We start from the raw sequence: 12,131 nt of genomic DNA, 5'->3' as shown, positions 1-12,131 counted from the left end.
GCGCTTCCTACGCCCGGTCGCGCTTCCTACGCCCGGTCGCGCTTCTTACGTTCGGGTCGTGCTTCATGGTGAGCCTGTCGAACCATGCAAGCGCGAGGGAGCGCCGGCGCCGGCCCCCTACCCCTTGCGGTCGGCGAAGCCGAAGGTCGAGTGGACCTCGCGCTCGATTTCCTGGAGGCGCTGCTTCAGGGCGTTGGGCTCGTAGCGGCGCTTCTCGGTGGCGCCCCAGACCGGGCGCGGCCAGGCGGCGTCCTTCTCGAAGCGGGCGATGATGTGGACGTGGAGCTGGGGCACCAGGTTGCCGAGCGCGGCGACGTTGACCTTGATCGGCCGGTAGAGCCGCTTCAGCGCCATCGAGCACTCGCGGATCTCGTCGCAGACGCGGTAGCTGTCCATGGGATCGAGGTCGTCCCAGTCGACCTTGTGCGGGCGCATCGGCACCAGCACCAGCCAGGGCCAGGCGGCCTCGTCCATCAGCAGCAGGCGCGACATGCGCAGCCGGCCGATGTCGTGGCAGTCCTTCAGGAGGGCGGGGTGGATCTCGACGTCGGGTTGCATGGGCGAATCCTGCGCCTGCGAGCCTTTACGGAAGCTTAGCGCACTTGGCGCGGCGCGCCACCCCGGCCATATCGGTCTGGCCATGAAGACTCCCGACCCCCGGCGTCCCGAGAGCTGGGTCTGCGTCAGGCCCCAGGGCCTCTACGTCGCGCCCGGCGACTTCTACGTCGACCCCGCCCGCCCGGTCGAGCGCGCGGTCGTCACCCACGGCCACGCCGACCACGCCCGGCCCGGCCACGCACGGGTGCTGGCGACGAAGGAGACGCTGGCGATCATGGCCGCGCGCTACCCCGGCGACCCCGCGACGGGCCGCCAGGCCCTGGCCTACGGCGAGGCGGTGCGGCTCGGCGAGGTGACGCTGCGCCTGGTGCCGGCCGGCCACGTGCTCGGCTCGGCCCAGGCGGTGCTGGAGTGGCGCGGCTGCCGGGTCGTCGTCTCGGGCGACTACAAGCGCCGGCGCGACCCGACCTGCGCGCCCTTCGAGGTCGTGCCCTGCGACGTCTTCGTCACCGAGGCGACCTTCGGCCTGCCGGTCTTCCGCCACCCGGAGGCCGCCGGCGAGATCGCCAAGCTGCTGCATTCCCTGGAGGTCTTTCCCGAGCGCACGCACCTGGTCGGGGTCTACGCCCTGGGCAAGGCGCAGCGCGTGATCTGCCTGCTGCGCGAGGCCGGCTGGGAGCGGCCGCTCTACATCCACGGCGCCCTGCAGGCGCTCTGCGACCTCTATGAGGCCCAGGGCGTGCCGCTCGGGCCGCTGGCGCCGGCGACCGCGGCGGCCAAGGGCGAGCTCGCAGGCGCCATCGTCCTGGCGCCGCCCTCGGCGATCGCCGACCGCTGGGCGCGCCGCCTGTCCGACCCCGTCACCGCCATGGCCTCGGGCTGGATGCGCGTGCGCCAGCGGGCGCGCCAGCGCGGCGTCGAGCTGCCGCTGATCGTCAGCGACCACGCCGACTGGGACGAGCTGAACGCGACCCTCGACGAGGTCGCCGCCCCCGAGGTCTGGGTCACCCACGGCAACGAGGAGGCGCTGGTCCACCACGCCTGCGCCCGCGGCTTCCGCGCCCGCGCGCTCTCGGTCGTCGGCTTCGGCGAGGAGGACGACACGCCCGGTGAGACGCCGCCGGAGACGCCGCCGGAAGAGGCCCCGGCCGAGGCCACGCGCGGGGAGGGCGCCGGGTGAGGCTCTTCGCCGCGCTGCTCGACCGGCTGGTCTACACGCCCCAGCGCAACGGCAAGCTGCGGCTGATGGTCGACTACTTCCGCCACGCCCCCGACCCCGACCGCGGCTGGGCCCTGGCCGCGCTCAGCGAGGGCCTGGCCTTTCGCGGCGCCAAGCCGGCGCTGATCCGCGCCCTGGTCGAGGCGCGCACGGACCCCGTGCTGTTCCGCTGGTCCTACGACTACGTCGGCGACTTGGCCGAGACGGTGGCGCTGATCTGGCCCGAGCGGCCGGGCGCCAACCGCGAGCCGAGCCTGCACGAGGTCGTCGAGGCGCTGCGCGGCGCCGGGCGCAGCGAGGTGCCGGGCCTGCTCGAGCGCTGGCTCGACGCCCTGGAGCCGACCGAGCGCTGGGCGCTGCTCAAGCTGATCACCGGCGGCCTGCGCGTCGGCGTCTCGGCGCGCCTCGCCAAGACCGCGCTGGCCGAGCTCGGCGGCCAGGAGGTCGCCGAGATCGAGGAGATCTGGCACGGCCTGGAGCCGCCCTACGGCGCGCTCTTCGCCTGGCTCGAGGGCCGCGGCGACAAGCCCGAGCCGGGCGAGGCCGCGGCCTTCCGGCCGCTGATGCTGGCGACGCCCCTGGAGAAGCAGGAGGTCGAGGCGCTGCCCTTCGCCGACTACCTCGCCGAATGGAAGTGGGACGGCATCCGCGTCCAGCTGGTCGCGCGCGGCGGCGAGCGGCGGATCTTCAGCCGCACCGGCGACGACATCGGCGGCGCCTTCCCCGACATCCTGGAGGCGCTCGACTTCGAGGCGACCCTGGACGGCGAGCTGCTGGTGGTGCGCCCCGGCCCAAATGGTGGGCCGGACGGAAGCCCCGAGGAGGTCGCGCCCTTCAACGACCTGCAGCAGCGCCTCAACCGCAAGACCGTCTCGGCCAAGCTGCTGCAGGCGCACCCCGCCCACGTCCGCCTCTACGACATCCTCTTCGAGGGCGCGGAGGACCTGCGCGCCCTGCCGCTGCTGCCGCGCCGCGCGCGCCTGGAGGCCTTCCTCGCCCGCGAGCGGCCGCGCCGCCTCGACCTCTCGCCGCTGATCGACTTCGCCTCGATGGAGGAGCTGAAGGCGCTGCGCGAGGCGGCGCGCGACAACGGCATCGAGGGCCTGATGCTGAAGCGCAAGGACAGCCCCTACCTCGCCGGCCGGCCCAAGGGGCCCTGGTACAAGTGGAAGCGCGATCCCCTGGTCGCCGACTGCGTGCTGATGTACGCCCAGCGCGGCCACGGCAAGCGCAGCTCCTTCTACTCCGACTACACCTTCGGCGCCTGGACCGAGGCCGAGGAGCTGGTGCCGGTCGGCAAGGCCTACTTCGGCTTCACCGACGAGGAGCTGAAGCGCCTCGACAAGTGGGTGCGCGACCACACCACCGAGCGCTTCGGCCCGGTGCGCGCGGTCGAGCCCGGCCTGGTCCTGGAAGTCGCCTTCGACGCGGTCCAGCCCTCGACCCGCCACAAGTCGGGCCTGGCGATGCGCTTTCCCCGGGTGAGCCGGATCCGGTGGGACAAGCCGGCGGAGGAGGCGGACCGGGTGGAGACGTTGCGGGGGCTGGTGGAGGGGTAGGGGGGTGAGGGGCTGCAGCAGCCCAGGAGCGGCCGTCCTGATGTCCGGTAAGACAGATGAACCGTCATATAGCCATAAGGACACTGCGCTGGCGGGAGAGAGCGCCGCAACATTAGCAATACCGGCAACAATGCCCCGCTTCCTCCTAGCATCTTAGCCGGCCGATGCCTCTTCAATTCTCACTATCTCACTCTCATCGAGTTCGTAGAGCGAGTACAACAGCGCATCAAGCCGTGCATCGTCGGACTCGAACCGTCGCTGGAGACGCTCACGCTTCGACGGAGATGGCTCCCCATCCATGCTAGCCGCGGTCGTTGCCAACCGCTTCGAAAGACACTCCATCTCCGAAACCGTCTTCTGATTGGACGGATCTCTCAGGACATCCAGGTTCGGAATAGGTAGAGCCCGTACGGTAGTGGGATAAGTGTGAAAGCCACCACCCGTTCGCACCCCTTCACCAGTCAGGCACCAATAATAGTAAGCGGAAACAAGCCGGCTAGCCACTACCGCCTGCAATAGCTCAAGCGAATAGGCACTCGATGTTCTCCGCGCTCCCCCTCTATCGGCCTTCTGCAGGGACGCCGGCTGATCACATAGGCGATGCGCACACAGAATGGTGTGGTCACAATAACGTCCGCTGCGATCAAGTGCCGCTTCAATCCGGTGGGAACCGGTAATATCGCGAATCATAAGCTTTGGATTGTCAAAGAACCAAGGACTCCTTGGGCCGTACATCTCAGGGGCAAGCGCCCATTCTACATACTTCCCTCGCCATAAGACACGATACCGGTATAGATCGCGTCCAGAGATAGTCTTCCGGCACGTTGTTGTCTCAGCCGCATCGCGAAGGACATGCCCTTTCCCAAAACGCCCTTCTTCCTGCTAGACATCTGGGCGCCGTAATTAACGTAGGCGATATCACCAAACCTGATACTGCGCCTTTCGATCTTCTCAACAATCGCAGCCACTTCTTCAGTAAAATCGATGCGCAGCATCTTCTCGGGTAGCGCCTTCAATCGCGCTTGGCTCACTTTGTGCGCCGGCTGAATCTCGCCGGGGTGGTACCTCGTCGCCGTCGGAGACGGACCATCGATCTGCACCTTGTGATTACGCCGCGGTGGACTCTTCTTAATGATTGGAATTATGGTAATGACGGGAACTTTTCCAAACACGCGGACCCGCCTTAGATCCGCGACTCTACTGATTTCGGTTCTTCCAATGATGTGCTCACGCGAGACCATCGCATACTTCTGTATGGCATACGAGTAGGGAATAATCATGCCCACCAAACCCTTCGCCCGACAAACATCCAGGGCCTTTTCCATAAACAGTACATATAGATCCCAATGACGATCCGCCGAAGAGAATAAGTCATACTCGTTTATGTAGTTGCGAACATGCGGCGCTGTCTCGAAAAGCGTCCACGCGTTTACATACGGGGGATTTCCAACAACGACGGAGAAGCCGCCCTCAGAAAACACCTTAGGAAAAGCCCGATGCCAATCGAACACATTCACGTCCAGCAGTTGATCGTCGTCAAGGAGATCGTGCGGTACGCGTTTGTGGAAATCAGGTCCAATCAGAGAGTTTCCACATTGAACATTGCTGCCCAGATCCGGCAGTGCACGCTCCTTGAATAGATCATATTGGCGCCTAAGTGAATCTCCAGTCTCGTCTTCAAGAACTTTTAGCAAGAGCGAGAGCTTAGTTACCTCTACGGCTTGCCTATCAATATCAACTCCGAAGATATTCGTCAGCAGAATGCGCTTCCGTTCATCGACGGTTAGTTTCCACGCCCCCTTCTCGGACCGATAAAGGACCCGCTTACGTTTCTCCGGACTGTTCGCTGTGTACCAGTCCAGGTACCAATCGAGCAAAAACTGATAGGCACCAAGGAGAAAAGAGCCTGAACCGCAAGCTGGATCTAACACGCGCAGCTTTGCGACCTCTGAAGCGGCTTTGCCGCGCACCAAATCTCCAACTGTCGATTTCACTATATAATCAACAATATATGAAGGTGTGTAATAAACGCCGCCAGCCTTCTTTACTTCTGGTTTCTCCTCTATGACTGCCTGATGGCGGTTATTGATGCGAATCACGCGCCCAAGAAACTGCTCGTACACTTGCCCGAGAATTTCAACTGATACTACAGAGAATTCATAAGGGCATTCAGGATAGTAGAGTCCGCGAATAATTCGTTTGAGGACCTTATCGTCAATTCTGAGATGCGGAGTTAGGGTATCAGGTGGTTCCTTTTTATCCTTCTCGCGCCTGAAGTGGAAAAGGCCCGAATTGTAGCGCTGGTCTGCGTCGCGAAAAATGGTGAGGAGTTGATTGTAGACATTTTTCTTCGATGCGGCCACCTCAAGGCGACCGTATGTCTCGATGCCACGGTCTTCGCAAATCCGCAAAAAGACGATGCGATCTATCGTCGCTTGTACAGCGGCATTTAGGTCGCGAGCGTCGAGGCCTTTGTTGCGCAAGGCCAAGTTGCGCGCTAGGTCTGAGCGCCAATGTTCTATCTCATCTAAGAATGCACTGTCGACCTCGGACGTACCCTTTTTCTTTCCGACTTTGCCGGTGTCGTAGGCGTCGAATGAGCCTTTGTAGACTGCGTCTTTTGAGAATATTGAGAAAAATTCGTGCCATCTGTCTGGGAACTCGTCGTAACGGATCAGCTTTATTCGAGCCTTGGAAGCTTTGTCATTCTTCGAAGGACGCACACGACAGTCATAGATCGCAATATCCCGGAAATTGGTTAGAATTGAAAGACCCAGCTTTGCCGACCAGGCGTACCTCCGTAGCTGAAATGCGGCCGCCGCGTCGTCTGAAATCGACACAGAAGGTTTCTTTGCTTCGAGAAAGAACTTGCGTACGCCACCCACACGAAAGCTGTAGTCAGGCGCTTTGTGCGCGCCTCCGACTTTAAGAGAATCTTCGTGCACGACATCTTTATATGCGTCAGCGAAACCCTGTCTGTTCTCCATGTCCCAGCCCAAGGCGTTAAACAGCGGATCGATGAACTCCTGACGTACTTGTGCTTCGTTGTAGCGCGCGCCAAGATAGGTTTCCTCATGCAGGGCAAACCTATCGAGTAGGTCGCAAACCTCGTGCGAAAGTGTGGTTTTCGGCAGTGGCCTCACAAGCCCCCCCAATCTTTCGTCGTGTGACAAAACTTGCTAGCCCGACACAGTCCCGAAGAGCTAATTTTGCGTTCTTTCGCGAGTGGGCTTAGCCCTACGCTATAGCATGTTGAGTACACCTGCCAATGCCGCAGGAGACGTTGGCTGGAGATTCCGAGGCTCACTCGGCGCAGGTATTGGTGCAAGAGTGTGTTCGGTCGGAGAGGGATTTTCCAAACGAAATGGTAGGCCTCCATGTGCGCAGGCATGTTTCCTTCGGACCAGAAGCGGATGCATGCCCGCCTGCCTCATCACCCGCCGGATGATAGCATGTCGTCCCCCACCCCCTACCGCCCACACACCTCGAACGTCCCCTCCACCGGCGCCTCCAGCCCGCAGAGGGGTGCCGCCCCACTGGTAGCCCGTACGGCCGTCGGACAGCTCGATCAGGAACCAGGGCAGGCCGTCGCGCAGCACGCTCGTGCGCTCCAGCAGGGTGACGCGCTCGCCCTCGGCGAGGCTGCCGGTCTGGGGATAGTCGGTGCCGGGGCCGGCGCGCAGCTTGCCGCCCCAGGAGCCGGCGGGGAGCGGCGGGGGCGGGGCCGTCTCGCGGGCGCCCTCGGGCTGCAGCTCGACCTCGTCGATGCGGATCACGGCCCAGCGGGTGCGGCGGCAGTCGTCCTCGAGGTAGAGGTTGGTCATCAGCAGGCCGCTGCCGGCGACGCCGACCCCTGGTTGGCGACGATCAGCTCGTCCAGGGAGCTGGTGCCGGTCGGCAAGGCCTACTTCGGCTTCACCGACGAGGAGCTGAAGCGCCTCGACAAGTGGGTGCGCGACCACACCACCGAGCGCTTCGGCCCGGTGCGCGCGGTCGAGCCCGGCCTGGTCCTGGAAGTCGCCTTCGACGCGGTCCAGCCCTCGACCCGCCACAAGTCGGGGCTGGCGATGCGCTTTCCGCGGGTGAGCCGAATCCGGTGGGACAAGCCGGCAGAGGAGGCGGACCGGGTGGAGACGTTGCGGGGGCTGGTGGAGGGGTAGGGGTTGGTGGTGGGTTGAGCGGTCGGCTCGTCGGCATTGCAGCCTTGTCCAATGGTGCGCACCCTCCCCTCTTGGGCCGAAGGACGTCGATCAACCAATGTTTTTCGCGCGTGGCTTCCAGAATTCAAAATGGCCCATCGTGCTCCACTCCCACAGAGTCCTCCGACTTCTCAAGTCCTTGCAAAGTGGAGCCGCCAAGACCCCACGCTTCAATGACCTCCGGGAGGGGAAATGGCTCCTCGTTCTTGGTCCATTCGTAGAAGGGGGCCGCCGTTTGGCTTTGCGGTCGCGGGTGTGGCAAGTCAACCTGAACCCGGGTAGGAACATGAAACGCGCTGCCAAAGGCTATCGCTTCACCTGAGGCAAGAATTGTGACTTGATCGAGCAGTCGTCGAGCCTGCATCGGGATAATCCGCCGAAAATGATCAATGTCGTCGGGATTCTGAAGTCGGTGACTGATGAAATTCGCACACTGACTAATAATCGTCTCACTGATCTCGCTAGGGCGCTGGCTCGCGATGATCAGAGACAAACCAAACTTTCGCCCTTCCTTAGCAATTCTCTCGAACGTAAGACGGGATTGCGCTTGACCACGCTCCTCATTCGCCCTCGGCGGGCGCGCATAGTTGTGCGCCTCTTCAAGAACGAGCACCCAGGGGTGTTTGTACCGCTGATCCGCGACAAGATTCTCTCTCGACTCAAGAAGCACCCGACCGATGGCAGAACAGGCGTACGGCAGTACTTCGTGGCTGAGCATGGACAGGTCAATGACGGACACGCGAGGACCCTTCATTTCTCCTAATCCGAAATGTGCCATCCAGGATTCGAAAGAGCTGAACGCCGTGTCATCGTCTTCATAGTTGAGGAAGGCGCGCCACCGGGGATCGTCCCGTCGCGTCTTGAGGCGAAGTTTTAGGGTCGTTAGATGTTGCTCTATGCGCGATGCGTCTTCAGGAGCTGTCGCATTGTCAAGAAGCGTTGGATCGACCAGCATCTTACGCGAAATAAAGCGCGGACTGTCGGCTGTGGTAGCACTTAAGTTGGCGACGGCAAGTTCCCCAGCGATAATACCCTTCAACTCGGCAATTAACTCTTCGGCCGCTAATCGGATGGACTTTTCGTTATCGGGCGGTTCAAAGTTCGTTGTCTTTTCCTTGAGTAGCCCGCTGTAGGGCAACAGCGCTTCTCGCAAAGCATCATAGGACGCCAAATTTCGGTGGCCCACATAGTCACGGATGATGCCGGCGAGCCGCATACAGGGGACTTTGATCGGTCGACCAGTAGCGTCAAGCGTCTGAAGGATGGCCTGCGCCTTCGTAATGGCGTGCTGGATGCTGTTGGCGTCTGTCGCGAGCGGACCGGCGGCGTGCTGTGCCTTTGCCAGCGCCCACCAGTCCTTAAGAACCGGCTCCTGAGTTTGCTCTGAGGCGCTCAACCATGCGCAGACTTCGGAGGCGTTGAAGAACCATAGCGGCAGTCCAAACTCTGACCCATTGAGGTATATGCGATCTGGCTTTCGCTGAACGCCTTCCTTTGCGCCAAACGCATTTCCGTACTCGCCATTGATATCAAGAATGAAGACATGTGGCTCATTACCGGCGTCTTCTAGGGCGTTCATCGCCTTTTGAACAAGGCTTGAAACGGAGTAGGATTTTCCCGATCCGGTGTTTCCCACAATTGCGAGTGGTCGAGAAAAAATATCATTGTATGATGCACGGACGAAACTGGTTGGCTGCCCAGTCGGGCACCCTAGGTTAAGGTCGCAGTCAAAGTCGTCTCCTTCATAGCCGACAGGACAATTCTTCCGAGGCGGCCTTTCGAACAGCGCCTTAAGCGTTGCGGGAGAGCCGATCTCCGCCCTGGTATCGAGTGTAGGAAGAATGGTGATACCAGGACTAAAGTCGGAAGCGTTCTCCGTGACAGTGATCGTTCCCAACAACTGAACGCTGGCAATGCGCCGCGGTTTCATCAATTCAAGAGAAAGATCGTCACCACTAGCTGGATCATAGCTTTCTCTAGATTCAAGATCTGTGATGATCCCAATGACGATTTGTCCCGCGCCAATCGAGAACGTCAGATATGAATTTATCGCAACAGCGACGTGCACACCATCCAGCGTTGCGCGCAGAGCAGATTTTGTCTCAGGCAGCAGTTCAACTTTTACCCGAAATCCTTGAATCGCGACGATGTGACCGATAACGCGAGGGTTCTCCACACACTAATCCTCCACGCTCTTTGAAGTAAACTGTCTCGCCATCTCGTTAGCTGAAGCGCTTGTAGATTTTTGAATCTGTTTTTCGAAGCGACGAAGTCTCAAGAAATCATCAAGCCATTGAACATCAGGCATGACAGAACGTGAGAAGTCGTCAAATGTTGCCACCTGGAATGGTTTGGACGCAAAGGCTGCGGTCGAGGGTGCTAGAACAAATGCCCGCTTACCTAGCTCTCTGTATTCCCTTACGCGACGAATGGTGTCGCTGAATGGGTCGGGTTCAACAACAAGCATCACGAGTGACGGATTCATTAGTGCGGATTCAATAATACGCGTTACATGATCGTCACCGAAGCCATAGCCTAGTACAAGTAAAAAAGTTTGAGGAACGCTTAGGCGAATCTGCAACGATCGAAACAAATGGGAGAACGGCATGGCCAACGTCTGAGAAAGCTTGTTGGCGGTCGGCAGTATCCCCACTGGCGGAAGTGTGGCCGTCATCTGAGACAGGAGAACGGCTTTCTCGGCCGTCTTCATGTTTTGGTAGTGTTCTGTCTCTGAAAGATCGGGGTGGCGCGCAAGGATTTCGTCGTCTCTTACCTGCCAATGAATAGAGCCATGAAGCTTGTAGAAGTGAAGAAACTTGTCGAAGCGCCGAACGCGACCCTCCGCAACCTCACCTGGATAGTAAATATCCAGCCCATACACTGACGGATCAAAGCGACCATTTGCCCTTCCAGTAAAACCGTCGAAATATTGTATGCCAAGAACCTCAAGCGCTTGCTCAAAGAGGGTGTCGTAATTTAACGTAAAAAGGTGAGCCCGACCCAGGTTGCTGTCACGCGCGACGAGCTTGGCGAGAAAGGGCACATGAGCTGGAGGGTTGTCGCCCAATTGGGTGAGCGGTAGGGCGCATTCGGCGAAGACAGCCGCGCCGATATGGTCCAGCAGCCATTTTAGTTCCGCGGCCGTTGGTATCACGCCACCTCGCCATGTTACGCTTTCTATCGGTCCCGTATGAGATGCCGCGAGAAAGTGTGCGTTGGCGACAAATGAAAGCCAGCTCTCAAAGCCATAGCGCGACGCCGTTGGTGACGGTGGTGCGAGGCGATGGTCAACGACTGTCGCGATGGATTTTGGGAGGTCCGGCACCTGCAAGACCGCTTCGAGTACAGCTGCTTCAAGTCCAGTCATCAGCTTGCCGCCAGCTGAGAAAGAACAGCCAGCGCCTGTCAAGACGACGAGATTTTCCATTTGCAGCCATTCGGCGATCAAGGCTTGGAGCCGCTGGTGTCCTTCCGTTGGACTAGATAGCTCGGACAGCAAGTCGCTGACTGTTCCGTCCTCCGACGGTCCGAGCAGTTGATAGTCGAGAGTGATGGTCCTAGTTTCATCGGCCATGTCTCTTGGTAGCAAAGCTGGAATGGTTCGACCAGACCCGGAGCGGGTGTGCGTGGGGTAGTAGCACCCAAGTGGCCGCTATCGATCAAAGGTGGGCGCCCACCGACCACTTCGGTTGCATGAGGCTGGCGCCGTACCAGCTCCTACCTTCCACACACCTCGAACGTTCCCTCCACCGGCACCTCCAGCCCGCACAGGATCCCGCCCCACTGGTACCCTGTGTGGCCGTCGGACAGCTCGATAAGGAACCAGGGCAGGCCGTCGCGCAGCACGCTCGTGCGTTCCAGCAGGGTGACGCGCTCGCCCTCGGCGAGGCTGCCGGTCTGGGGGTAGTCGGTGCCGGGGCCGGCGCGCAGCTTGCCGCCCCAGGAGGCGGCGGGGAGCGGCAGGGGCGGGGCCGTCTCGCGGGCCTCCGGCCCGGCCTCGTTGATACGGATCACGGCCCAGCGGGTGCGGCGGCAGTCGTCCTCGAGGCAGAGGTTGGTCATCCACAGGCCGCCGTCGGCGAAGCCGACGCCCTCGCTGGTGACGATCAGCTCGTCCAGGGCGAAGAAGCCGAGGGCGCGGCGCAGCCCCTCGGGCACCAGGGTGTCGAAGCCGGCCAGCAGGTCCGCGGCCCTCGGGCAGCCGGTAGAGCTCGCCCCGCGCCTCGATGGAGAGCGGGTAGAGGGCGAGCGCGGCCAGGGGGGCCGGGTCGTCGCCGCGCAGGCCGCGGGCCAGGCCCTCGGCCGCGGCCAGGAAGCCCTCGGCGTCGCCGTGGATCGCCTCGATCCGCTCGAAGGCCTGCTGGCGGGCGAGGGCGTCGGCGGCGGCCGGCGGGATGCTCAGCAGGAGCGGGGCGGCGAGGAGCGCCAGGGCGGCGAGGAGCCGGGGGATCGCGGGGGTCGGCATGGGGTCCTTCGGGCGGCGGGGTGCCGGGCTGCAGGATCGGCGGGGGCGGGCGGCGGTGTCCATGGGAATCGCGGGGTGGGGGCGGCGGGGGCGGGGGGGCGGGGGGGGGCGGGGGGGGGGGGGGGGGGCGG

The 12,131-nt window shown here is 61.8% G+C and carries 9 protein-coding genes and 1 pseudogene; 3 read left to right on the top strand and 7 right to left on the bottom strand.

Annotation, left to right across the window (positions count from 1 at the left end; all coding sequences use genetic code 11):
• Nucleotides 1–117 precede the first annotated feature (117 nt).
• Nucleotides 118–558 carry an HIT domain-containing protein gene (locus tag WD341_RS08545; protein WP_368425021.1) on the bottom strand — a complete coding sequence of 147 codons (441 nt, stop codon included), beginning with the start codon at nt 556–558 and terminating at the stop codon, nt 118–120.
• 82 nt (nt 559–640) lie between these two features.
• On the opposite strand from WD341_RS08545, the gene WD341_RS08540 reads away from it, so the two are divergent.
• Both WD341_RS08540 and WD341_RS08535 read left to right on the top strand, forming a co-directional pair.
• Nucleotides 641–1,738, top strand: coding sequence for a ligase-associated DNA damage response exonuclease (locus WD341_RS08540; protein ID WP_368425020.1), 1,098 nt, complete (start codon nt 641–643; stop codon nt 1,736–1,738).
• Nucleotides 1,735–3,336 carry a cisplatin damage response ATP-dependent DNA ligase gene (locus WD341_RS08535; protein ID WP_368425019.1) on the top strand — a complete coding sequence of 534 codons (1,602 nt, stop codon included), beginning with the start codon at nt 1,735–1,737 and terminating at the stop codon, nt 3,334–3,336. Before WD341_RS08540 ends, WD341_RS08535 begins: the two co-directional genes overlap by 4 nt.
• A 153-nt stretch (nt 3,337–3,489) precedes the next feature.
• On the opposite strand, the gene WD341_RS08530 is transcribed toward WD341_RS08535, so the two are convergent.
• The 3 genes from WD341_RS08530 to WD341_RS08520 all read right to left on the bottom strand — a co-directional run bounded on the left by WD341_RS08530 (nt 3,490) and on the right by WD341_RS08520 (nt 7,160).
• Nucleotides 3,490–4,146 (bottom strand): TaqI-like C-terminal specificity domain-containing protein, encoded by a 657-nt coding sequence (locus tag WD341_RS08530; protein WP_368425046.1) that lies wholly within the window; start codon nt 4,144–4,146, stop codon nt 3,490–3,492.
• Nucleotides 4,092–6,479, bottom strand: a complete 2,388-nt coding sequence (locus WD341_RS08525) for a DNA methyltransferase (protein WP_368425018.1) — start codon at nt 6,477–6,479, stop codon at nt 4,092–4,094. Before WD341_RS08525 ends, WD341_RS08530 begins: the two co-directional genes overlap by 55 nt.
• Before the next feature lie 99 nt (nt 6,480–6,578).
• The gene (locus WD341_RS08520) at nt 6,579–7,160 is read right to left on the bottom strand and encodes an SH3 domain-containing protein (protein WP_368425017.1); all 582 of its coding nucleotides are present in this window, start codon (nt 7,158–7,160) and stop codon (nt 6,579–6,581) included.
• A 51-nt stretch (nt 7,161–7,211) separates the two neighbouring features.
• Here WD341_RS08520 and WD341_RS08515 point away from each other — a divergent pair.
• Nucleotides 7,212–7,496, top strand: a pseudogene (locus WD341_RS08515) (ATP-dependent DNA ligase); the annotation flags it as partial.
• 124 nt (nt 7,497–7,620) lie between these two features.
• Here WD341_RS08515 and WD341_RS08510 read toward each other — a convergent pair.
• The 3 genes from WD341_RS08510 to WD341_RS08500 all read right to left on the bottom strand — a co-directional run bounded on the left by WD341_RS08510 (nt 7,621) and on the right by WD341_RS08500 (nt 11,693).
• Nucleotides 7,621–9,711: an ATP-binding protein gene (locus WD341_RS08510; RefSeq protein ID WP_368425016.1), complete on the bottom strand. Its 2,091-nt coding sequence runs from the start codon at nt 9,709–9,711 to the stop codon at nt 7,621–7,623.
• Nucleotides 9,712–9,714: 3 nt separating this feature from the next.
• Complete coding sequence (locus tag WD341_RS08505; protein WP_368425015.1) at nt 9,715–11,109, bottom strand: SIR2 family protein; 1,395 nt, start codon at nt 11,107–11,109, stop codon at nt 9,715–9,717.
• Between the two features lie 143 nt (nt 11,110–11,252).
• Entirely contained in the window at nt 11,253–11,693 is a 441-nt protein-coding gene (locus tag WD341_RS08500; RefSeq protein WP_368425014.1) for an SH3 domain-containing protein, read from the bottom strand.
• Between the last annotated feature and the right edge of the window lie 438 nt (nt 11,694–12,131).

It is taken from the genome of Tistlia sp. (assembly GCF_040905785.1).
Classification (GTDB): domain Bacteria; phylum Pseudomonadota; class Alphaproteobacteria; order Kiloniellales; family DSM-21159; genus Tistlia.
Note: the sequence above shows the minus strand (reverse complement) of the source record. Positions and strands in the feature narration are given on the sequence as shown.

Coding starts and splice junctions, on each gene's coding strand:
- WD341_RS08545 (WP_368425021.1), bottom strand. CDS start 558: ATGCAACCCGACGTCGAGATCCACCCCGCCCTCCTGAAGGACTGCCAC.
- WD341_RS08520 (WP_368425017.1), bottom strand. CDS start 7,160: ATGACCAACCTCTACCTCGAGGACGACTGCCGCCGCACCCGCTGGGCC.
- WD341_RS08540 (WP_368425020.1), top strand. CDS start 641: ATGAAGACTCCCGACCCCCGGCGTCCCGAGAGCTGGGTCTGCGTCAGG.
- WD341_RS08505 (WP_368425015.1), bottom strand. CDS start 11,109: ATGGCCGATGAAACTAGGACCATCACTCTCGACTATCAACTGCTCGGA.